Genomic DNA, 20,321 nt, shown 5'->3' with positions numbered 1-20,321 from the left:
CCTTGCGCCGAATACTCTATTTTTCTCGGAGCGGGTGCCGCGTAATATTTGCACTGTGGTTCTCACGAACGGCGGAATTTTTTCCATCGTTTGTGGTGTCGCACACGACGCAAGCCCCTTGATTTGTCGATTACGCGCCACCAAGTCTTCTTGCGCCGGCACGGTGCTTGCACGCTCTATAGAATCTTTTTTATGGCAACGAGAATTCCCAAGACTCCCAGCACTCCGCCGGCCCAGAAACCGGGCGGGGAAGACGGAGATTCGGTCGTTCTGGAGCGGCGGCCGCAAAAAACCGCGCCGCCCCAGATGTACCAGGTGGTCATGCTGAACGACGACTACACCCCCATGGAGTTTGTCATCGTCGTCCTGCAGGAATATTTCAACAAGGATCGCGAAACCGCGACCCAGATCATGCTAAAGATTCATCTCGATGGCCGCGGCGTTTGTGGGGTTTATTCCCGCGATCTGGCGGCCACCAAGGTCAACCAGGTGATGGAGGCGGCGCACCAGGCCGGACATCCGCTGCAGTGCGTGAGCGAGCCTGTTGCGTGAACCAGTTGAATTGCGCAAGCTCCAACCCATCTGAGAACATATTTACAGCAAGGCAAAAGGAAATCACATGATTGCCCAGGAACTGGAAGTCAGCTTGCACATGGCCTTCGTCGAGGCCAGGCAGCAGCGCCACGAGTTCATCACCGTGGAGCATCTGTTGCTCGCTTTGCTGGACAACCCGAGCGCCGCAGAGGTTCTGCGCGCCTGCTCGGCCAACGTCGACGACCTGCGGGCGTCGCTCACCAACTTCATCAAGGACAACACGCCCCAGGTGGCGGGTACCGACGATGTCGACACCCAGCCCACGCTGGGTTTCCAGCGCGTCATCCAGCGCGCCATCATGCATGTGCAGTCCACCGGCAACGGCAAGAAGGAAGTCACCGGCGCCAACGTGCTGGTCGCGATCTTCGGCGAGAAGGATTCGCACGCGGTGTACTACCTCCACCAGCAGGGCGTCACCCGCCTGGACGTGGTGAACTTCATTGCCCATGGCATCAAGAAGAGCGATCCGCCTGAAGCCGTCAAGGGCAGCAGCGAGTCGTCTTCGGGCGAGGGCGAAGAGGGCGGCGGCGAAAAGAACGAGAAGGCTTCGCCTCTCGAGCAGTTCACGCAGAACCTCAATCAGCTCGCCAAGGACGGCAAGATCGATCCGCTGATCGGCCGCGAATACGAGGTCGAGCGCGTGATCCAGATCCTGTGCCGCCGGCGCAAGAACAACCCACTCTTGGTGGGTGAGGCCGGCGTGGGCAAGACCGCCATCGCCGAAGGCTTGGCATGGCGCATCACGCAGTCCGACGTGCCCGAAATCCTGGCCGAGGCGCAGGTCTACTCGCTCGACATGGGCGCATTGCTGGCCGGCACCAAGTACCGCGGCGATTTCGAGCAGCGCCTGAAGGGCGTGCTCAAGTCGCTGAAGGACAAGCCGAACGCCATTCTGTTCATCGATGAGATCCACACCCTGATCGGTGCGGGCGCGGCTTCGGGCGGCACGCTCGACGCGTCGAACCTGCTGAAGCCGGCGCTCTCGAGCGGCCAGCTCAAGTGCATCGGCGCCACCACCTTCACCGAGTACCGCGGCATCTTCGAGAAGGATGCGGCCCTGTCGCGCCGTTTCCAGAAGGTCGACGTGGTCGAGCCGACGGTGCAGGAAACCGTCGACATCCTGAAAGGCCTGAAGTCGCGCTTCGAAGAGCACCACGGCGTCAAGTACGCGGTGGCGGCCCTGCAGGCGGCGGCGGAGCTGAGCGCCAAGTACATCAACGACCGCCATCTGCCCGACAAGGCCATCGACGTGATCGACGAGGCCGGTGCCGCCCAGCGCATTCTGCCGGCGAACAAGCGCAAGAAGACCATCAGCAAGACCGAGGTCGAGGACATCGTCGCGAAGATCGCGCGCATTCCCCCGGCCAACGTCAGCAACGACGACCGCGGCAAGCTGCAGACCATCGAGCGCGACCTGAAGAGCGTGGTGTTCGGCCAGGACAAGGCACTCGAGGTGCTGGCGTCCGCGGTCAAGATGGCGCGTTCGGGCCTCGGCCGAGAGGACAAGCCGATCGGTTCGTTCCTGTTCAGCGGCCCCACCGGCGTCGGCAAGACCGAAGCGGCCAAGCAGCTCGCCTACATCATGGGCATCGAGCTGATCCGCTTCGACATGTCCGAATACATGGAGCGCCATGCGGTGAGCCGTCTGATCGGTGCGCCTCCGGGCTACGTCGGGTTCGACCAGGGCGGCCTCTTGACCGAAGCCATCACGAAGAAGCCGCACGCGGTGCTGCTGCTCGACGAAATCGAGAAGGCGCACCCGGACATCTTCAACGTGCTGCTGCAGGTCATGGACCACGGCACCCTGACGGACAACAACGGACGCAAGGCCGACTTCCGCAACGTGATCATCGTGATGACCACCAACGCGGGCGCCGAGACCATGAACAAGGCGACCATCGGCTTCACCAACCCGCGCCAGGCGGGCGATGAAATGGCCGACATCAAGCGCCTGTTCACGCCCGAGTTCCGCAACCGCCTGGACGCTACCGTGAGCTTCAAGGCGCTCGACGAGCAGATCATCCTGCGCGTGGTCGACAAGTTCCTGCTGCAGCTCGAAACGCAGCTGGCCGAGAAGAAGGTCGACGTCACGTTCAGCGATGGCTTGCGCAAGCACCTCGCGAAGAAGGGCTTCGATCCCCTGATGGGCGCGCGCCCGATGCAGCGCCTGATCCAGGACACGATCCGTCGTGCACTGGCCGACGAGCTGCTGTTCGGACGCCTGATCGACGGCGGCCGCCTGTCGGTCGACATCGACGACAAGGGCGAAGTGCAGTTGGACATCCAGCCGCTGCCGAAGAAGGAAGGCAAGTCCAAGCCTGAAGCCGAAGAAGCCGCCGCAGGCTAAAGCGGGGCCGGCAAAGCCGGTTCCGCGGTATTTCTGGCAACACTGAAAAGGCCGGTAGCATTCGCTGCCGGCCTTTTTTTTTGGGGCCGGCATTTACCTCGTACGCAGTTTTACTTTGATCCTCCCCGAGCTCAGTCAGGAATGGAAAACCGGCCTCTCTCTGGCCTGGAGCGGCTATATCGCCGTGCTGTCGGTCTGGATCGTGATGCAGAAGCGCGCGCCGGTCTCCACCATGAGCTGGATCCTGTCGCTGGCGCTGTTGCCGTTCGCGGGCTTTGTCATCTATTACTTCCTCGGGCCGCAGCGCCTGCGCAAGCAGCGGGTCAAGCGTTTGCGCAGCCGCGCCAGCGCGCACACGCAGGCCGACCTGGCGCGTGTGCGCGATGCGGCCCAGAACGCGCCGCCGGCGCTGCAGCAGATGGCGCGACTGGGCACCGCGGCCTGCGGGCTGCCGGTTTCGAGCGCTACGGGCGTGGCGCTGCTTTCGGGCGGTGCGCGTACCTTCGACGCCATCTTCGATGCCGTGCGCGCGGCGCGCGACCACATCCACCTCGAGTACTACATCTTCGAGCCCGACCAGATCGGCACGGCGCTGCGCGACCTGCTCGTGGACCGCGCCGGGCAGGGCGTGTCCGTGCGCCTGCTGCTCGACGCGCTGGGTTCCAAGCGCATCGGCCGCAAGTTCATGGCGCCGCTTGTTGCCGCGGGCGTGCAGGTTGCGCTCTTCCACGACACGCGCATCGGCCGACGCCTGCGCCCGGTGACCAACTACCGCACGCACCGCAAGATCGTCGTGTGCGACGGGCGCGTAGGTTTTACCGGCGGCGTCAACATCACCGACGAGGAAGACAAGCGAACGCGCCCCGACGCCTACCACGACGTGCATCTGCGCATCGAGGGCAGCGCGGTGCGCTGGCTGCAGACCACTTTCCTGGAAGACTGGACCTATGCCACCGGCGAAGATCTCCGTGAGATGGACCACCTGATGGGCGCCATGCTGCCGCAGGTCGAGGCCGGCGACATTCCTGTACAGATCGTGACCAGCGGCCCCGACAACATGCTGGAGCCCATCCACCGCATGCACGTCGAGGCCATTCATTCGGCGAGCGAACGCGCCTGGCTCACCACGCCGTACTTCGTGCCCGGCGAGCCTGCCATGATGGCGCTGACCAGCGCGGCGCTGCGCGGCGTCGACGTGCGGCTGCTGGTGCCGCGCCGCAGCGATTCGGCCATTGTGAGCGCGGCCGCGCGCTCCTACTTCGACGAGCTGATTGCGGCCGGCGTCAAGGTGTGGGAGTACAAGGCGCGCATGCTGCACTCCAAGACCTTGGTGGTCGACGACCATTGCGCGATGATCGGTACCGCGAATTTCGACAATCGCAGCTTCCGATTGAATTTCGAGGTGAGCGCGGTGGTCTATGGCCCCGAGCTGGCACGCCCCCTGGCCGCGCAGTTCGAAACGGACCTCCACAGCTCCGGCGCGGTGCGCGCCCACCGCCAGCAAAGTTTCTGGCGCCGCCTCGGCGACGCGATTGCACGATTGTTTTCTCCCTTGCTCTGAATGAACCACACCTTTCTCTGGCACGACTACGAAACCTTCGGTGCCGTGCCGCGCCGTGACCGGCCTTCGCAGTTCGCCGCCATTCGCACCGACGCCGAGCTGAACGAAATCGGCGAGCCGCTGATGATCTACTGCAAGCCGGCGCCCGACTACCTGCCCAGCCCCGAGGCCTGCCTGATCACCGGCATCACGCCGCAGCTCTGCCTGGAACGCGGCATCCCCGAGAACGCCTTTGCCGCGCAGATCGAAAAAGCCTTTTCGCAGCCCGGCACCATCGGCGTGGGCTACAACACCATCCGTTTCGACGACGAGGTCACGCGGTTCCTGTTCTGGCGCAACCTCATCGATCCGTATGCGCGCGAGTGGCAGAACGACTGCGGGCGCTGGGACCTGCTCGACGTGGTGCGCCTCACCTATTCGCTGCGGCCCGAGGGCATCGAGTGGCCGAAGAAAGAAGACGGCAAGCCCAGCTTCAAGCTCGAACACCTGGCGCGCGCCAACGGCCTGCTGCACGAGTCGGCGCACGATGCGCTGTCCGACGTGCGCGCCACCATCGCGTTGGCGCGGCTCATCCGGGACAAGCAGCCCAAGCTGTTCGAGTTCGCCTTCGGCCTGCACAAGAAAGACCGCGTGGCCAGCGAACTCGGCCTGCCGGCCATGCGGGAAACGGCCAAGCCTTTCCTGCACATTTCGGGCATGTTCCCGGTCGAGCGCGGATGCCTCGGCGTGATGTGGCCGCTCGCCAGCCATCCGACCAACAAGAACGAGCTCATTGCCTGGGACCTGGCCCACGATCCGAGCGAGTTGCGCGACCTCGATGTCGAGACGCTGCGCCTGCGCCTCTTCACGCGCACCGCCGACCTGCCCGAAGGCGTGGTCCGCCTGCCGGTCAAGGGCATTCACCTCAACAAGTCGCCGATGGTGGTCGGCAACCTGCGCACGCTGGCACCCGCCATGGCCGAGCGCTGGAACGTCGATCTCGATGCGGCCATGCGCCACGCGGCCATCGCACGCGACCTGCCCGACATGAGCGCCATCTGGTCGCAGGTGTACGCCCGTCCCAAGGAGGCCGCGCCCGACGTCGACGAAGACCTCTACGGCGGCTTCGTCGGCAATGCCGACCGGCGGCGGCTCAACCAGCTGCGCGCGCTCTCGCCCGAAGAGCTGGCAAAAGACCGCACCGGTTTCGACGACGGGCGGCTCGAGGAAATTCTCTTTCGCTACCGCGCGCGCAACTGGCCCGAGCTGCTCAGCCCCGAGGAAACCGAGCGTTGGGAGGCGCTGCGCGTCGCGCGGCTGTTCAAGGGCGAGGGCGGCGCGCGCACCATCGAAATGTTGTTCAGCGAAGTCGATGCGCTGTCCGAAACCGCGGATGAGCGGGGCGAAGAAATCCTGGGTGCGCTTTATGAGTATGCCGAGGCCATTGCGCCCGAAGCCTGAAATCCACGGACCCAAGTGAACTGCGCCATGCCGTCCGTCGTCACCCGATTGCGCCTGGTGGCCGCTTTGGCGGTGGTGGTCATCCTCGCCGGATGCGGCGCATTGCCATTTGCACCCGAGGACTCGAAAGCCTGCGCTACGGACTTCGCAGCCTTCGAGCGCGACGCGCTGTATTTCGGCCGTGCCATTCCCGCCGGCGGACAAGTGTCGGACGCACAGTGGGCCGCGTTCCTCGATACCGTCGTAACACCCGTCTTCCCCAAAGGACTGACGGTGCTCGATGCGGCCGGGCAGTGGCGTGGCGCCTCGGGCGGCGTGGTGCGCGAACCCTCAAAGCTCGTGGTGCTGCTGCATCCACGCAGTCCCGAGGACGATGCCGCCATCGCCGACATCATCGGCACCTACAAGCAGCGCTTCGGCCAGGAGGCCGTGCTGCAGGAAAGGCAGTCCGTCTGTGTCCGCTTCTGAAAGCGAAAACGACCACAGCGCCGTCCGGCGCCTTGTGGCCGCCGACGCCACGGCTTACCGCGCCTTGATGCTCGGCGCCTATGCCAAGCACCCCAGCGCCTTCACTACCACAGTGGAGGAGCGCTCCGGTCTGCCGCTTCGCTGGTGGGAAGAGCGGCTGGGTTCGGATGCAAACGAGGCCAGCGTGGTCTACGGCGCTTTCGACGAGTCGGGCGTGCTGGTGGGCGCGGCGGGTTTGAGCTTGGACGCGCGGCAGCGCGCCCGCCACAAGGCCACGCTCTTCGGCATGGCCGTGGCGGCTTCCGCACGCGGGGTCGGTTTCGGCCGGCGGCTGGTGCTTGCGGTTCTGGCGCATGCCCGCGCAGTCGAACGGCTGCGGCTGGTGCAACTCACGGTGACTGAAGGCAACCACACCGCGCAGGCGCTGTACGAGCGCTGCGGTTTTCAGGTCTTTGGCGTGGAGCCGCTCGCCATCGCGATCGACGACGAACTGCTGGCCAAGGTTCACATGTGGTGCGACCTCGACGCAGGCCGCTAACTCTCTTCTGCCGATTCGATTGCAGGCGCCGGAATCGATGCGTCGAATTCAGGCTTTCGGAATCATCCATCCCGTCTGGCCGCCACGGCCAGGAAGATGCAGCGCGGCCGTCGCGGCCGGCGTTTCCGCCAGCAAGCGCCCCTTGCGGAACACCTTGAGCCGCGTCGCGCGCAGCCGGATCGCCTCGACCGGGTCGCGCGCCTGCAACAGCACGAAGCTCGCGTCGCAGCCCGCCTCGAGGCCGTAGCCCTCGAGGTGCATCACGCGCGCGGCATTCGTGGTCACTGCGTCGAAGCATTGGCGAATGCCGGCCTGGCTCGTCATCTGCGCCACGTGCAACCCCATGTGCGCCACTTCGAGCATGTCGCCCGAGCCCATGCCGTACCACGGGTCCATCACGCAGTCGTGACCGAAGGCGACGTTCACGCCGGTGGCCATGAGTTCGGGCACGCGTGTCATGCCGCGCCGCTTGGGGTAGGTGTCGTGGCGGCCCTGCAGGGTGATGTTGATCAGCGGGTTCGAAACGACGCTGACGCCGCTCTGCGCAATCAACGGCAGGAGCTTGCTCACGTAGTAGTTGTCCATCGAATGCATCGATGTGCAATGCGAGCCCGTCACGCGACCCTGCATGCCCAGGCGCCAGGTTTCGGCGGACAGCGTTTCGATGTGGCGCGAGAGTGGGTCGTCCGACTCGTCGCAGTGCATGTCGACCAGCTTGCCGCGCTCGGCCGCAAGCTCCATCAGCAGCTTCACGCTCGCGGCGCCCTCGGCCATGGTGCGCTCGAAATGCGGAATGCCGCCGACCACGTCCACGCCCTTGTCGAGTGCACGCTTCAGGTTGTCGACGCCGCCCGGCGAGCGCAGCACGCCGTCCTGCGGAAAGGCGACGAGCTGCAGGTCGAGATACGGCGCAACCTGGCGCTTGACCTCGAGCAGCGCATCGACAGCGAGCAGGCTCGGGTCGCTCGTGTCCACGTGCGAACGAACGGCCAGCAGGCCCTTGGCCACCGCCCAGTCGCAGTACGCGAGCGCACGTTCGATCAGCGCATCGGCCGTGAGCAGCGGCTTGAGCTCGCCCCACAGCGCGATGCCTTCGAGCAGCGTGCCGCTCTCATTGACGCGCGGCAGGCCGTAGCTCAGCGTGGCGTCCATATGGAAGTGCGGGTCGACGAAATGCGGCGAAAGCAGCAGGCCTTGTGCATTGAGCTTTTCATGCGCCGGTGCATCGAGGCCTGCGGTGACCTCGGCAATGCGGCCGCCCTGCACGGCGATCGACATGCCGGTGCGGCCGTCGGGGAGTGTGGCGTTCGTGACGAGGAGGTCGAGCATGGTGAAATTCCTGGACTGTCGTTCAGCGCGTGCGCTGCGCCCTATAGCGGTACTGCCCCGGCGCCGGTCCGACCTCGATGGTCACGCGGCGCAGCTTGTCGTCGTGCCCGGACGTCGCTTTCGCCGTCACCACGATGCCGCGCGGCGTGGCGCGGCAGGTGAGGTCGGCGAGCGCGACCTCGGCATGGTCGTTGTCGAGCTCGGCAATCGCCACCGTGTGCTCGGCATGAAGGCTGCCGTTGGCATCGCGCGTCATCCACTGCACGTAGAGGAAGGACTGCGCGTACTGGTCGGCATGGACGACGCGGTACGTGCCCTGACGGGTCTTGCCCCAGGTGCCGCACAGCTGCACCCAGCTGACCGCATCGGCCGTCTTGAAGGTGTCGTAGCTGTAGTCGCTGCCGAGTGCATGCGCGCCTGTGCCGCCCAACGTCGACAGCGCGGCGAGCAGTGTTGCAGCGGTGGTCTTCATCATCAGCGTTCCCCTTTGCGATAGGGCTTCATCAGCGCCTGGGGATAGCTGGCCTTACGCGCCACCAGCACGAGCGCGAGGATCGACAGCAGGTAGGGCAGCATCAGGTAGATCTGGTAGGGCAGCACGGCATCGCCCGATTGTTGCAGCCGAAGCTGCAGCGCGTCGAAGAACGCGAACAGCAGCGCGCCGAGCAGGGCCTTGCCGGGCCGCCACGAGGCGAACACCACGAGTGCCACGCAGATCCAGCCGCGGCCGTTCACCATGTTGAAGAAAAAGGCGTTGAAGGCGGAAAGCGTGAGGAACGAGCCCGCGACGCCCATCAGCGCTGAGCCCGCGACGATGGCGCCCGTGCGCGTGGCGGCGACCGACACGCCCTGGCTCTCGGCCGCCTGCGGGTTCTCGCCGACCATGCGCAGCGCGAGCCCGAGCGGCGTGCGGTACAGCACCCAGCCGATGGCCGGCACCAGCAGCAGCGCGAACAGCGTGAGCGCGGTTTGCGCATTCAGGATCGGCATCGGCAGCCACTCCATCGGCGCGAAGGGCGTGATGGTCGGCGGCGTATTCACCTTCGGAAAACTCACGCGGTAGCCGAAGTAGCTGAGCGCGGTCGCCAGCAGCGTGATGCCCAGCCCCGAGACGTGCTGCGACAGCGCCAGTCCGACGGTGAGAAAGGCGTGGAGCAACCCGAACACCATGCCCGTGAGCGCGGCCACGGCCACGCCGGCCCACAGCGGCGCGCCGGCGTACACCGCGAGCCATCCCGTGAAGGCGCCCGCGACCATGATCCCTTCGATGCCGAGGTTGAGCACGCCCGCGCGTTCGCACAACAGCACGCCGAGCGTGCCGAGGATCAGCGGCGTGGCGATGCGCAGCACCGCGACCCAGAAGGCCGGATTGGCGAGGATGTCGAGCAGGTCGGTCATTTCATCCGTACCCGGTACTGCGTCAACAGCGTCGCCACCAGCACCGCGATCAGCGAGGCCGCGACGATCACATCCGCGATGTAGGTCGGAACCCCCACCGCGCGGCTCATGGTGTCGGCGCCGACCAGCACGCCCGCCACGAACACGCCCGCGGCGATCACGCCCAGCGGATGCAGGCCCGCGAGCATCGCGATCACGATGCCCGTGTAGCCATAGCCCGGCGACATGTCGAGCGTGACGTAGCTCGTGCGGCCCGCCACTTCGATGGCGCCGGCCAGCCCGGCCAGCGCGCCCGAGAGCAGCGCCACCATCACCACGGTGCGCGTGACCGGCACGCCGGCAAACGCGGCGGCGCGCGCATTGGCGCCCATCGCGCGAATGTCGAAGCCCAGCACCGTGTACTTGAAGATCGCCCACACCATCACCGCGAGCGACACGGCCCAGAGCAGGCCGGTGTGCACCCGCGTCTGGGCGACGAGCTTGCCGAGCTCCAGGTCGGATTGCAGCGACACGCTCTGCGGCCAGCCCATGGCGGCCGGGTCTTTCATCGGACCGTCGAGCAGCGCCGACACGCCGAGCAGCACGATGAAGTTGATCAGCAGCGTGGTCACGACCTCGTCGACGCCGAGCTTGTTCTTCATCAATGCCGGCCCGAGGAGCAGCAGGGCGCCCGCCACGGTGGCGGCCAGCATCATCAGCGGGAACAGCACCCAGGGCGCGAGCTCGAAGCCGGTGCCGCCGTGCATGCCCCCCACAGCCACGGCGGCGAGCGCGCCGGCGAACAGCTGCCCCTCGGCGCCGATGTTGAAGAGCCGCGCCTTGAAAGCGACCGTGGCCGCCAGCCCGGTGAGGATCAGCGGAATCGCGCGTGTCAGCGTCTCGCTCCAGGCGAAGACCGAGCCGAAACCGCCTTGCAGCAGCAGTGCGTAGGTGCGGCCGACTGGCGCACCGGCCCAGAGCACGAGCAATGCGCTCACTGCCATGGTGAACGCGACCGCGCCGACGGGCGCCAGCACCAGCGCGGCGCGCGAGGTTTCGTGGCGTCGTTCGAGCCGCATCATGACGTGCCTCCCGGGCGCTGAGGCGCCGTCGCGCCGGCCATCGCCAACCCGATGGCTTCGCGCGTCCACGCCGATGCGGGGCGCGCTTCGCCGAGATGGCCGCCATGCATCACGGCCACGCGGTCGCCGAGCGCCAGCACTTCGTCGAGATCGTCGGAAATCACCAATACCGCCGCGCCGGCATCGCGCGCGGCGATGAGTTGCTGCTGCACATAGGCGACGGCACCGATGTCCAGGCCCCAGGTCGGCTGGTGCGCCACGATGAGGCGGGGCGCGCGCGTCGGATACTTCTTGTCGTCGCTTCCCTTGGCCTCTTCGGCCTGTTCGGGCGCCAGCAGTGCGCGCCCCAGGATCAGCTTCTGCATGTTCCCGCCGGAGAGCGAACGCGCTGGCGCCATCAGTCCGGCACCGCGCACGTCGAACGCTTCTTCGATGCGCCGGGCATGCAGACGGGCCGCGGCGCGCCGCACAAACCACGACCAGCGCGAGAAGACCGGGCTGCGCAGCCGCTCCGACACTGCGTTCTCCCACACCGGCAGGTCGCCGACCACGCCCACCGCATGCCGGTCTTCGGGAATGCGCGCCACGCCGCGTTGCACCAGCCGCGCCGGCGAGGGCGGCAGCGCGCGGCCCATCAATTGCGCGGTGCCCGAGACGGCGCGGCGCGTGCCGCACAACAGTTCGGCCAGCGCCACCTGGCCGTTGCCCGAGACGCCCGCAATGGCGGTGATCTCGCCGGCGCGCAGCGTCAGCGACACCTCGCGGAGGGCGCTTGAATGGTCCTGCCCGCCGTCCTTGCCCGATGCAGTGCTGACGTGGTCGAGCACGCACACGGCATCGCCGACGGACCTGGCCGGCCGCCGCTGCGGCGCTTCAACCGCATGCCCGACCATCCACAGCGCGAGCTGCGCCTGCGTGGTATCGGCCGTGCGCGCCTCGGCCACGAGCTTGCCGCCGCGCAGCACGGCGATGCGGTGCGACACGCGCAGCACCTCGCCGAGCTTGTGGCTGATGAAGATCACCGAGAGGCCCTGCGCCACCATCTGCGCAAGCGTGGCGAACAGCGCCTCGCTCTCTTGCGGCGTGAGCACGGCGGTCGGCTCGTCGAGGATCAGGATGCGCGCACCGCGATACAGCGCCTTGAGGATCTCCACGCGCTGCCGCTCGCCGACCGACAAGCTGCCGATCTTCGCGTCGGGCTGCACCGGCAAGCCGAAGCGCTGCGCCACGTCGAGCAGTCGCGCACGCGCGGCCGCGCGGCGCGACACCGGGAGCCACAGCGGCTCGGTGCCCATCATCACGTTGTCGAGCACGCTGAGGTTGTCGGCCAGCGTGAAATGCTGGTGCACCATGCCGACGCCGGCAGCGAGTGCGGCCTTGGGGTTGCCCGGCGGCAGCGGGGCGCCGAACACCTCGATGCGGCCTTCGTCGGCGACATAGTGGCCGAACAGGATGGACATGAGCGTCGACTTGCCCGCGCCGTTCTCGCCGAGCAGCGCGAGCACTTCGCCGGCCTGCAGGTCGAGCGAGATGGCGTCGTTCGCCACGAGCGTGCCGAAGCGCTTGGTGATGCCCCGGAGGCGGAGAACCGTGGTGCCGGTCATGAAGGTCTTGCTCCTTCCCCCTTTGGGGGAAGGCTGGGATGGGGGCAGACGGCGCCCGCAATCCTTCTGCGCTCAACCGAAGGCCGCTTGCCCCCACCCCGGCCCTCCCCCGGAAGGGGAGGGAGTAAGCCCGGCATCACTTCCACGCAGCCAGGAACGCCAGCATGACCTTGGCCGAGTTGTCGGCCGCGATGCCCATGAAGGTGCCCATCTCGTTCTCGCCCTCGCCACCGCCCGCGAGATCGCTCAGCGAGCGGAAGGCGATGTACGGCACGCCGTTGCTGTAGGCCACCATGCCCACGGCCGCGGTTTCCATGTCGAGCACGTTGGCCTGGAAGGTCTTGAAGGTGTATTCGCGGTACGCCTTGTTGTCCATGAAGGCCTGGCCCGAGACGCCGTTGCCGCCGACGACGAGCTGGGGCTTGCGGGCGAGGCACTTCCCGCCACTGCAGTTCGCCAGGTCGACGCTGCGGATGCTGCGCGCCACCTCGAGCATCTTCGGATCGGCCTCGAACCAGAACTTGCGCTCGATGGCCGGTTTGGCGGCCGAGCGCACCTCGACCGGGCGCGGAAACATCATTCCGAAGTTGGGCAGCGTCGCGTCCTTGATGAAGGGCGGGGCGCTGTATTTGGCCGGCGCGGTTTCGCGCGCCATCAGCACCTCGAGGTACTGGCCCCATTGCGCCGGCACCGTGACGTCGCCCACGTGCAGCGACGGGTTCACCCCGCCGGCGATGCCGCTGAACACGATGTGGCTGATGCGAAAGCGGTCGAGCACCAGCTGCGTGTTCATGGTCGCGTTCGTCATGCTGATGCCCGAGAGGAACAGCACGACCGGCTTGCCTTCGAGCGTGCCGGTGGTGAACTCGACCCCGTTCAGGCTGTGCCTGGCGGCCCCCCGCAGGCGCCCGAGCAGCAGCTTGAGCTCGGGCTCGAAGGCCGACACGACCGCGATGCGCGGCGTGTCGTCCAGGCGCGTGCTGCCGATGTCGGCACCGCCGGTCTTGTACATACCGGCGCAACCCGCCAGGCCGAGGGCCAGCAAGCCGGCCGCAAGAAGAGAGCGCCAGCGCATCGTCATCGGCCCCTTCACTTGGCGGTCGATTTCGGTTGCGAGTCGTCGACCTTGATGGTCGCCTTGCCCGACAGGATGTCGGCCTGCTTGGCCTTCACCTTGGCCACGATGTCGGCCGGCACCTTCTTCTCGAACGTGCCGAGCGGCGCGAGTTCGGAGCCCTTGTGCTTCATGGTCGAGTAGACGCCGTAGTCTTCGGCGGCGAACTTGCCTTCCTTCACGAGCTTGATGGCGCGGTCGGCCGAGGGTTCGAAGTTCCACAGCGCGGAGGCCACCACCGTGTCGGGGTATTGCGCCTGCGTGTCGATCACGTTGCCGATGGCGAGCTTGCCCTTTTCCTTGGCTGCGTCCGAGACGCCGAAGCGCTCGGCGTACATCACGTCGGCGCCCTTGTCGATCATCGCAAAAGCGGCTTCCTTGGCCTTCGGCGGATCGAACCAGCTGTTGATGAAGCTCACGCTGAACTCGACCTTCGGATTCGTTTCCTTCGCGCCCGCCATGAACGCGTTCATGAGCCGGTTCACTTCCGGGATGGGAAAGCCGCCGACCATGCCGATGCGATTGCTCTTAGTTATGCCGCCGGCCACCATGCCGGAGAGGTACGCCGGCTCCTGGATGTAGTTGTCGAACACGCTGAAGTTGGGCGCCTGCGGCTTGAGCGACGAGCCCATGAGGAAGGCGACCTTCGGAAAGTCTTTCGCGACCTTGCGCGCCGCGGCTTCCACGCCGAACACTTCGCCCAGGATCAGCTGGTTGCCGCCGGTGGCGTACTCGCGCATCACGCGCTCGTAGTCGGCGTTGCTGACGTTCTCGGTGGCCTTGTATTCGATCTCGCCGCGCGCTTCCGCCGCCTTCAGCGCCTTGTGGATGCGGCCCACCCATTGCTGCTCGAAGGGCACGGTGTACACCGCCGCCACCTTGAGCTTGGCCTGCGCCCATGCAAGGCCCGGCGCGCCCGCCGCAAGCGCGGCGGCCAAGGCGGCGGAACGAATGATCAACTGACGGCGTGCTGTCACGGTGCTTCTCCTCGAGGTATGGAAATCTTCTTGTTGCGGCCGCATCGACAGCGGGCGCCGCCAGAGGGCGTCGGCTTTACTTGGTCCCAAAAATCCGGTCGCCGGCGTCTCCGAGCCCGGGCAGGATGTACCCGTGGCTGTTCAGCTCGCGGTCGATCGCGGCGGTGTAGATCGGCACGTCGGGGTGCGCCTTCTGCAGGGTCGCGACGCCTTCGGGGCAGGTCAGCAGGCAGACGAACTTGATCGACTTCGGGCTGAGTTCCTTCAAGCGCTCCACGGCAGCCACCGCCGAGTTGCCGGTGGCCAGCATCGGGTCGACCACGATCACGTCGCGGTTCTCCATCTCGCCGGGCATCTTGAAGTAGTACTCGACCGCGGTCAGCGTCTTGGGGTCGCGGTACAGGCCGATGTGGCCGACGCGTGCGCCCGGCACCACGGTGAGCATGCCGTCCAGGATGCCGGTGCCCGCGCGGAGGATGGACACCAGCACCAGCTTCTTGCCGTCGATGACCTTGGCCTGCATGGTCTCGAGCGGGGTCTCGACCTCGATGTCCTGCATCGGCATGTCGCGCGTGACCTCGTAGGCCATGAGCATGCTGATTTCATTCAGGAGCCGGCGGAAGCTGTTGGTGGAGGCATCCTTGCGGCGCATCAGCGTGAGCTTGTGCTGGACGAGAGGGTGATCGACGAGGTGGACGTTGCTCATTGGATTTTTTTCTACCGTTGCTGAAGCAGGGAGTCTAAAAGACGGTGCCGTCGCTCTCGATCAGGAGCGGTGGTGCTCCGTCACGCAAGCGTTGTGCCAGCGCACGGCCGGCGGCCCAGGTGCCGCCCTCGAGCACGCAGGCCAGCGGCAATTCTTCCTCGGTGCGGTCGAGCATCTTGCGCACGCGCGGTGCGAGCTCGTCGAGCAGCGCCACGGTGAGCGCACGCCATTCCACGATGAACTCGTCCCCGGCCTTCCATACGCGCGAAAGAGAAGCCGGGTCCTTCGGCACGATCACGCCGCTGTCGATCAGGAGGCCGCCGTTGCGGTATTCGGGCAGGGCGGTGAGCGCATTGAGCTGGCGCACCTTCACGCCCGCCCACTCGAAGGGTTCGAGCAGCGAATAAGTGAGCCATTGCGAAAGCTTGTGGAACGGCATCCATCCGTTGGTAAGGCCCGGCCCGCGCACCGCGCTGTGGCGCCAGCAGTCGCCCAGCGCGAGTGCCGGGTCGCTCGAACCGATGCCGCCCGTGGTGTCGCTGCCGTCGAGCGCGATGCTGTCAATGGCGTTGGCGGCGGGCCAAATGCGGGAAAGCGTTTCGAGCAGCAGCGAAAGGATCTGGTGCGCGGTAATTTCGGCGGTGGGCGGCGCGGCGGCCCCAAAGGGAGCGACCAATGCGTCGAACATGCCGGCGGGCCGGCCGTCGTCACCGAAAGTCTCGGGTTGTTCGCTCATCGCTTCGCCCAGGCGGCGCAGCAGCACGGCGCGGCCGGCAAGGCCTACCAGCGGATTGACGTCGCTCACTTGAAAGGCGTCGCCGAGCCGGTCGGTGACCAGGCCGCGCAGTCCTGCCGCATCGGCTTGCAGCGGATGGTCGGGGTTGGACGAAAAGAGTCCGCTCGTGAAGGCATGGAAACTCGCCACGCCCAGGCCTTCGGAGCGCGTGAAGCGCTGGCCCGTGGCCGGCTCGGTGTAGTGCCAGTCGGGGCCGGCCCCGGCATCGAGCAGCACGCTCACCAGCACCAGGTCGATGTGCGCGCGGGCACGCTGACGGGCATCGATGCCCTTGCCGAGCAGCGCATCGAGCTGTTTCAGCCGGTCAACGCCGCCGGCCTCGAAGTGGCGCCAGCGGCTGTGATACGGAATGGTGTCCCACGGGTAGCGCTCGCGCGTGACTTCGGCCACGGTGCGGGCTGCGTCGTCCGCCGCATCGTCGCCGCCGATGCGAAACCATTGCGACTCGCCGCGGCGTGCGCGGGCGAGCAGCGCGGCCGCGCGCTCGCGAATGGCGCCGGTGGTGCGCAAGAGGGTAGCGGCGCCCGCCGGTCGGCTGGTGTCGGGCGCGAATTCGGTCGCCGGATCGATGTCGCCAGCGCTGCCGGCCGGCAGGGTGCCCGACCCGTCTGCGGGCAGGTAGTTGTTGCTGTGTTCCTTGTTGTCGCTCATTCGCTCAGTCCCCGGCCCTTGGCCTTCTTGAGTTCCTCCGCGTCCGGCACCGGGCCGGGCGTGAAGTAGCCGGCCGCCATCTTGGCGTCCATCTCGACGCGGGCGTCGGCCGGAATCAGTTCGTCCGGAATGTTCACGCGCTCGCCGATCTCGATGCCGGAGCCGGTGATGGCGTCGAACTTCATGTTGCTCATCGACACGAGCCGATGGATTTTCTTGATGCCGAGCCAGTGGAAGACGTCGGGCATCAGCTCCTGAAAGCGCATGTCCTGCACGCCGGCCACGCATTCGGTGCGCGCGAAATACTGGTCGGCTGTGTCGCCGCCGACCTGGCGCTTGCGCGCGTTGTAGACCAGGAACTTGGTCACCTCGCCGAGCGCGCGGCCTTCCTTGCGCGAGTAGGCGATCAAACCCACGCCGCCGCGCTGCGCGCCCTGGATGCATTCCTCGATGGCGTGCGTGAGGTAGGGGCGGCAGGTGCAGATGTCGGAGCCGAACACGTCGGAGCCGTTGCACTCGTCGTGAATGCGCGCGGTGAGCTCCACCTCGGGGTTGGCGAGGTCGCGCGGGTTGCCGAAGATGTAGAGCGTCTGTCCGCCGATGGGTGGCAGGAACACCTCGAGGTCGGACCGCGTGACGAGTTCGGGGTACATGCCGCCGGTTTCCTCGAACAGCGTGCGGCGCAGGTCGGTTTCGGAGCAGCCGAAGCGCCGCGCCACCTCGGGCAGATACCACACGGGCTCGATGGCGGCCTTGGTCACCATCGCGGCGCCGCCGGTGGTGAGAAAGTGGCCGTCGGCCTTGAGCCGGCCGCTCTGCAGCGCCTCGATCACCTCGGGCAGGATCACGTGCGCCTTGGTGATCGCGATGGTCGGGCGGATGTCGTAGCCCGCGGCGAGTTCGGCGGAGAACACGTCGGCGACCAATGCGCCCCAGGGGTCGAGCGAGACGATGCGCCCCGGCTCGCTCCATTGAGGATACGGGCCGATCACGTCGGTCGGCGCGGTGTTGGTCAGGTCGGCCTTGTGTTCGCGCTTGAGCGCGCCGGCCGCCACGGCGAGCGCGCGGTACACGCTGTACGAACCGCTGTGCGTGCCGATGACGTTGCGGTGCGCCCGCTTGGTGGTGGTGCCCACCACGGGCCCGCGCTCGGTGGCGGTGGCCGCGCCCCATCGGATGGGCAGTGCGCCGAAGCCTCCGGCATGAGAGGTCAACCGGATGTGGCCGGTCGACGACGAAGGATGGATCGGGGGGAGGGGTGAGACGGGGATCGCGGAAGTCGCGGAGATCTCGGGAGAGGTGGCGGTGCTGTCTGCGGACATTGAAGGCCCTCAAAAAATGCAATGTACCGATCACTCGCGCGGCTGGCAAGCAGGGCGCGAACATCGTCATTGCCGCCGGTGGCCGCGGCGATTCCGCGGCGGCCGTGTTGCCGTTCAAGCCGGCGAGGAGCGCAGTCCGTAGGTCTTGCCGCCGACGAACAGGTATTCGGCGCGCAGCACCGCTTCGCCTTTTTCACCTGTGAACGTGAAACCCAGTGCGGCCACCGGGGTGCCGGGCTTGATCTCCTCGAGGCCCCAGGCCTGCAGCCGCGTGAGCGGCGCCAGTTCGACGAGCCACTTGCGGTCGCGCCGGGTCGGCAACTGGGCCTTGGCCAGCAGCCCTGGGCCGTCGACGGCCGTGCTCTGCTTGGGCAGCGGGCGCTGCTTCAGGTCCGACGGCAAAGTCGGGTTCTCGGGAAGCTCGAGCTCCAGCTCGCCATGCGGGTTGCGCCACATGACCTTGGTCGCGCGCCCCTCCAGGTAGAGCGGGCGGTCCTGGTCGAAACTGCTCCAGCCGTGGTGAGCCCACGCCGGCAGGGCCAGGCCCAGCGAAGCGGCAACGAACATGCGCCTGTGCATCATCTCGGCCTCCTTGTTCAGATGTAAGCGATCCAACGCCCGCAGATGATGACAGCGAGCCAAAACCCCAGCGACAGCAGGCATTGCAGCTTGGGGACTGCGCCATTCGCGGCGACGCCGCCGCGCACATGGAACCACACGGCGTTGACTCCCGCCAGGCCGATCAGCAGCAGCTTGATGCGAAAGGCGGTGTTGGCCAGAAGTTCGCCGGGCTGCGTCGAAAACATCGTGAGGCCTGTGGCGGCACACAGCCCGAAGCCGACGAGTGCCGGCAGCAGCGTCAGGCGCGCCAGCTTCGGTGCCGGAAGCTCGTGGGCGAAGCCCAGCATGCGCAACTCGAACACGAGCAGGCCGCCGAACAGCAGCGCGATGCCGACGATGTGCACCACCTCCAAGGCGGGATAAGCCCAGGGATGCGAAACCAGCCCGGCCAGCATCGGCATCAGCGACGGGCCGGAACCCGTTCACGGACCAAAAGGCTTGCGGCAGCAGGTGGCACGAGGCGCTCCTTCTTCAAGGGTTCGGACAAGCTTAGCCCAGGACGGGACCGCCGGGGCGGCACAATCCGGCGAACCTTTTTTCTGAACGCGCTGTAACCAGCCGGTCCGATGGCACGAAACACAATGGACAGCAAGACGCGAATGAGCGACGCCGAGGCGGCGCTGCGCAGCCTGTTCCTGCGCGGGCTGGACGGCGACGCCACGGCCTATCGCGAATTCCTGCAAAAACTCAGCGCGCACCTGCGCGCCTTTCTGGGCAAGCGCCTGTTCGGCTGGCCCGATGAAGTGGAAGACCTCGTTCAGGAATGCCTGCTCGCCATGCACAACCAGCGCCATACCTACCAGAGCGACCAGCCGCTGACGGCCTGGGTGCATGCCATTGCGCGCTACAAGATGATCGACCTGCTGCGTGCGAAGTCCGTGCGCGAAGCCCTGCATGACCCGCTGGACGACGACCTCGCCGTGTTCGCCGAATCGGCCACCGATGCCAGCGATGCGCGGCGCGACCTCGGCGGCCTGTTGCAGACGCTGCCGGAACGCCAGCGGCTGCCGATCGTGCACGTGAAGCTCGAAGGCCTCTCGGTGGCCGAGACGGCCAGCTTGACCGGCATGTCCGAATCGGCCGTGAAGGTGGGCATCCACCGCGGCCTCAAGGCGCTGGCGGCAAGAATGGGAGGCAAGCCCTCATGAAAACCGACGATCTCGTGGCCATGCTGGCGACCGGCGCCCCAGCCGCGCCGCGCCGCGCCGCAGGGCGCCGCCTGACCTTGGCACTGCTCGCGGGGTTGCCGTTGTCGTTCGCCATCATGTTCACCGAATACGGATTGCGCCGCGACCTCGTGCAAGCCATGTTCTGGCCGATGTTCTGGGTCAAGGTGCTGTTTCCGCTGTGCATCGCTGCGGCGGGCTTCGTGATGGTGCAGCGCCTTGCGCGGCCAGGCGTGCAGTTGCAGCGCGCGTGGATCGGCGTTGCCGTGCCTGTGCTCGTGGTGTGGGTGCTGGCGGCCATGGCCTGGTTCGGCGCACCGGCCACGGAGCGCATGCCGCTGCTCATGGGCCAGTCGTGGCGGATCTGCGCACTCAGCATCGGGTTCATGGCGCTGCCGGTCTTCGCGGCGGCGCTGCTCGCGTTGAAGAGCCTGGCGCCCACGCGGGCTGCGTTGGCCGGAGCGGCCGCCGGTGCGCTGGCGGGCGGGGTGGGCGCCTCGGTCTACGCGCTACACTGCATGGAGCTGACGGCACCATTCCTTGCGGTCTGGTACGTGAGCGGCATTGCGCTGCCGGTGCTCGTGGGCGCCGTGCTCGGGCCGCGCCTGCTGCGCTGGTGAGCCTGGCG

Annotated in this window: 20 protein-coding genes; 8 read left to right on the top strand and 12 right to left on the bottom strand. The window is 66.9% G+C overall.

Annotated elements, in window-relative coordinates:
• The first annotated feature begins 192 nt into the window (after window positions 1-192).
• The 6 genes from clpS to QFZ42_RS12935 all read left to right on the top strand — a co-directional run bounded on the left by clpS (window position 193) and on the right by QFZ42_RS12935 (window position 6,948).
• Window positions 193-552: an ATP-dependent Clp protease adapter ClpS gene (clpS, locus tag QFZ42_RS12960; protein WP_307701340.1), complete on the top strand. Its 360-nt coding sequence runs from the start codon at window positions 193-195 to the stop codon at window positions 550-552.
• Between the two features lie 67 nt (window positions 553-619).
• Complete coding sequence (gene clpA / locus QFZ42_RS12955) at window positions 620-2,941, top strand: ATP-dependent Clp protease ATP-binding subunit ClpA (RefSeq protein ID WP_307577023.1); 2,322 nt, start codon at window positions 620-622, stop codon at window positions 2,939-2,941.
• Between the two features lie 115 nt (window positions 2,942-3,056).
• A complete protein-coding gene (gene cls / locus QFZ42_RS12950) occupies window positions 3,057-4,502 on the top strand; it encodes a cardiolipin synthase (RefSeq protein WP_307701339.1) in 1,446 nt (481 codons plus the stop codon).
• Entirely contained in the window at window positions 4,503-5,942 is a 1,440-nt protein-coding gene (sbcB, locus tag QFZ42_RS12945; protein ID WP_307701338.1) for an exodeoxyribonuclease I, read from the top strand.
• Window positions 5,943-5,969: 27 nt separating this feature from the next.
• Window positions 5,970-6,410, top strand: coding sequence for a DUF3574 domain-containing protein (locus tag QFZ42_RS12940; RefSeq protein WP_307701337.1), 441 nt, complete (start codon window positions 5,970-5,972; stop codon window positions 6,408-6,410).
• Window positions 6,397-6,948 carry a GNAT family N-acetyltransferase gene (locus QFZ42_RS12935; RefSeq protein ID WP_307701336.1) on the top strand — a complete coding sequence of 184 codons (552 nt, stop codon included), beginning with the start codon at window positions 6,397-6,399 and terminating at the stop codon, window positions 6,946-6,948. The genes QFZ42_RS12940 and QFZ42_RS12935 overlap by 14 nt, the downstream gene beginning before the upstream one ends.
• Window positions 6,949-6,996: 48 nt before the next feature.
• Here QFZ42_RS12935 and QFZ42_RS12930 read toward each other — a convergent pair whose 3' ends face one another.
• From QFZ42_RS12930 to QFZ42_RS12875, 12 genes are all read right to left on the bottom strand, one after another.
• Entirely contained in the window at window positions 6,997-8,277 is a 1,281-nt protein-coding gene (locus tag QFZ42_RS12930) for an amidohydrolase family protein (RefSeq protein ID WP_307701335.1), read from the bottom strand.
• A 22-nt stretch (window positions 8,278-8,299) separates the two neighbouring features.
• Entirely contained in the window at window positions 8,300-8,752 is a 453-nt protein-coding gene (locus tag QFZ42_RS12925; RefSeq protein ID WP_307701334.1) for a hypothetical protein, read from the bottom strand.
• A complete protein-coding gene (locus tag QFZ42_RS12920; RefSeq protein ID WP_307701333.1) occupies window positions 8,752-9,675 on the bottom strand; it encodes an ABC transporter permease in 924 nt (307 codons plus the stop codon). The genes QFZ42_RS12925 and QFZ42_RS12920 overlap by 1 nt, the downstream gene beginning before the upstream one ends.
• The gene (locus QFZ42_RS12915) at window positions 9,672-10,733 is read right to left on the bottom strand and encodes an ABC transporter permease (protein ID WP_307704229.1); all 1,062 of its coding nucleotides are present in this window, start codon (window positions 10,731-10,733) and stop codon (window positions 9,672-9,674) included. Before QFZ42_RS12915 ends, QFZ42_RS12920 begins: the two co-directional genes overlap by 4 nt.
• On the bottom strand, window positions 10,733-12,340 hold the full coding sequence (locus QFZ42_RS12910; protein ID WP_307701332.1) for an ABC transporter ATP-binding protein: 1,608 nt from the start codon (window positions 12,338-12,340) through the stop codon (window positions 10,733-10,735). Before QFZ42_RS12910 ends, QFZ42_RS12915 begins: the two co-directional genes overlap by 1 nt.
• 136 nt (window positions 12,341-12,476) lie before the next feature.
• Entirely contained in the window at window positions 12,477-13,421 is a 945-nt protein-coding gene (locus QFZ42_RS12905) for a 5'-methylthioadenosine/S-adenosylhomocysteine nucleosidase (RefSeq protein ID WP_307701331.1), read from the bottom strand.
• An 8-nt stretch (window positions 13,422-13,429) separates the two neighbouring features.
• Window positions 13,430-14,431: a BMP family protein gene (locus tag QFZ42_RS12900; RefSeq protein ID WP_307701330.1), complete on the bottom strand. Its 1,002-nt coding sequence runs from the start codon at window positions 14,429-14,431 to the stop codon at window positions 13,430-13,432.
• Window positions 14,432-14,507: 76 nt separating this feature from the next.
• Window positions 14,508-15,137 carry a uracil phosphoribosyltransferase gene (gene upp, locus QFZ42_RS12895; protein WP_307701329.1) on the bottom strand — a complete coding sequence of 210 codons (630 nt, stop codon included), beginning with the start codon at window positions 15,135-15,137 and terminating at the stop codon, window positions 14,508-14,510.
• Between the two features lie 34 nt (window positions 15,138-15,171).
• Window positions 15,172-16,584 carry a URC4/urg3 family protein gene (locus QFZ42_RS12890; RefSeq protein WP_307701328.1) on the bottom strand — a complete coding sequence of 471 codons (1,413 nt, stop codon included), beginning with the start codon at window positions 16,582-16,584 and terminating at the stop codon, window positions 15,172-15,174.
• The gene (locus tag QFZ42_RS12885; RefSeq protein WP_307701327.1) at window positions 16,581-17,906 is read right to left on the bottom strand and encodes a GTP cyclohydrolase II; all 1,326 of its coding nucleotides are present in this window, start codon (window positions 17,904-17,906) and stop codon (window positions 16,581-16,583) included. Before QFZ42_RS12885 ends, QFZ42_RS12890 begins: the two co-directional genes overlap by 4 nt.
• A 114-nt stretch (window positions 17,907-18,020) precedes the next feature.
• Complete coding sequence (locus tag QFZ42_RS12880; protein WP_307701326.1) at window positions 18,021-18,488, bottom strand: DUF6152 family protein; 468 nt, start codon at window positions 18,486-18,488, stop codon at window positions 18,021-18,023.
• A 14-nt stretch (window positions 18,489-18,502) separates the two neighbouring features.
• Window positions 18,503-18,922: a hypothetical protein gene (locus QFZ42_RS12875; RefSeq protein ID WP_307704228.1), complete on the bottom strand. Its 420-nt coding sequence runs from the start codon at window positions 18,920-18,922 to the stop codon at window positions 18,503-18,505.
• A gap of 171 nt (window positions 18,923-19,093) precedes the next feature.
• Between QFZ42_RS12875 and QFZ42_RS12870 the strand changes: the two genes are divergently transcribed.
• Complete coding sequence (locus tag QFZ42_RS12870) at window positions 19,094-19,675, top strand: sigma-70 family RNA polymerase sigma factor (RefSeq protein WP_307701325.1); 582 nt, start codon at window positions 19,094-19,096, stop codon at window positions 19,673-19,675.
• Window positions 19,672-20,313 carry a DUF1109 domain-containing protein gene (locus QFZ42_RS12865; RefSeq protein ID WP_307701324.1) on the top strand — a complete coding sequence of 214 codons (642 nt, stop codon included), beginning with the start codon at window positions 19,672-19,674 and terminating at the stop codon, window positions 20,311-20,313. Before QFZ42_RS12870 ends, QFZ42_RS12865 begins: the two co-directional genes overlap by 4 nt.
• The last annotated feature ends 8 nt before the right edge of the window (window positions 20,314-20,321 follow it).

Source organism: Variovorax paradoxus, from assembly GCF_030815855.1.
In the GTDB taxonomy this organism is placed as follows: domain Bacteria; phylum Pseudomonadota; class Gammaproteobacteria; order Burkholderiales; family Burkholderiaceae_C; genus Variovorax; species Variovorax paradoxus_M.
The sequence above is the reverse complement of the archived record's forward strand: the minus strand, read 5'-3'. Positions and strand labels throughout refer to the sequence as shown.

Bases quoted from the DNA above. Each gene is read 5' to 3' on its own strand.
- clpS (WP_307701340.1), top strand. From the start codon at position 193: ATGGCAACGAGAATTCCCAAGACTCCCAGCACTCCGCCGGCCCAGAAA.
- clpA (WP_307577023.1), top strand. From the start codon at position 620: ATGATTGCCCAGGAACTGGAAGTCAGCTTGCACATGGCCTTCGTCGAG.
- sbcB (WP_307701338.1), top strand. From the start codon at position 4,503: ATGAACCACACCTTTCTCTGGCACGACTACGAAACCTTCGGTGCCGTG.
- QFZ42_RS12940 (WP_307701337.1), top strand. From the start codon at position 5,970: ATGCCGTCCGTCGTCACCCGATTGCGCCTGGTGGCCGCTTTGGCGGTG.
- QFZ42_RS12930 (WP_307701335.1), bottom strand. From the start codon at position 8,277: ATGCTCGACCTCCTCGTCACGAACGCCACACTCCCCGACGGCCGCACC.
- QFZ42_RS12925 (WP_307701334.1), bottom strand. From the start codon at position 8,752: ATGATGAAGACCACCGCTGCAACACTGCTCGCCGCGCTGTCGACGTTG.
- QFZ42_RS12920 (WP_307701333.1), bottom strand. From the start codon at position 9,675: ATGACCGACCTGCTCGACATCCTCGCCAATCCGGCCTTCTGGGTCGCG.
- QFZ42_RS12915 (WP_307704229.1), bottom strand. From the start codon at position 10,733: ATGCGGCTCGAACGACGCCACGAAACCTCGCGCGCCGCGCTGGTGCTG.
- QFZ42_RS12910 (WP_307701332.1), bottom strand. From the start codon at position 12,340: ATGACCGGCACCACGGTTCTCCGCCTCCGGGGCATCACCAAGCGCTTC.
- QFZ42_RS12905 (WP_307701331.1), bottom strand. From the start codon at position 13,421: ATGACGATGCGCTGGCGCTCTCTTCTTGCGGCCGGCTTGCTGGCCCTC.
- upp (WP_307701329.1), bottom strand. From the start codon at position 15,137: ATGAGCAACGTCCACCTCGTCGATCACCCTCTCGTCCAGCACAAGCTC.
- QFZ42_RS12890 (WP_307701328.1), bottom strand. From the start codon at position 16,584: ATGAGCGACAACAAGGAACACAGCAACAACTACCTGCCCGCAGACGGG.
- QFZ42_RS12885 (WP_307701327.1), bottom strand. From the start codon at position 17,906: ATGTCCGCAGACAGCACCGCCACCTCTCCCGAGATCTCCGCGACTTCC.
- QFZ42_RS12880 (WP_307701326.1), bottom strand. From the start codon at position 18,488: ATGATGCACAGGCGCATGTTCGTTGCCGCTTCGCTGGGCCTGGCCCTG.
- QFZ42_RS12875 (WP_307704228.1), bottom strand. From the start codon at position 18,922: ATGCTGGCCGGGCTGGTTTCGCATCCCTGGGCTTATCCCGCCTTGGAG.
- QFZ42_RS12870 (WP_307701325.1), top strand. From the start codon at position 19,094: ATGGCACGAAACACAATGGACAGCAAGACGCGAATGAGCGACGCCGAG.
- QFZ42_RS12865 (WP_307701324.1), top strand. From the start codon at position 19,672: ATGAAAACCGACGATCTCGTGGCCATGCTGGCGACCGGCGCCCCAGCC.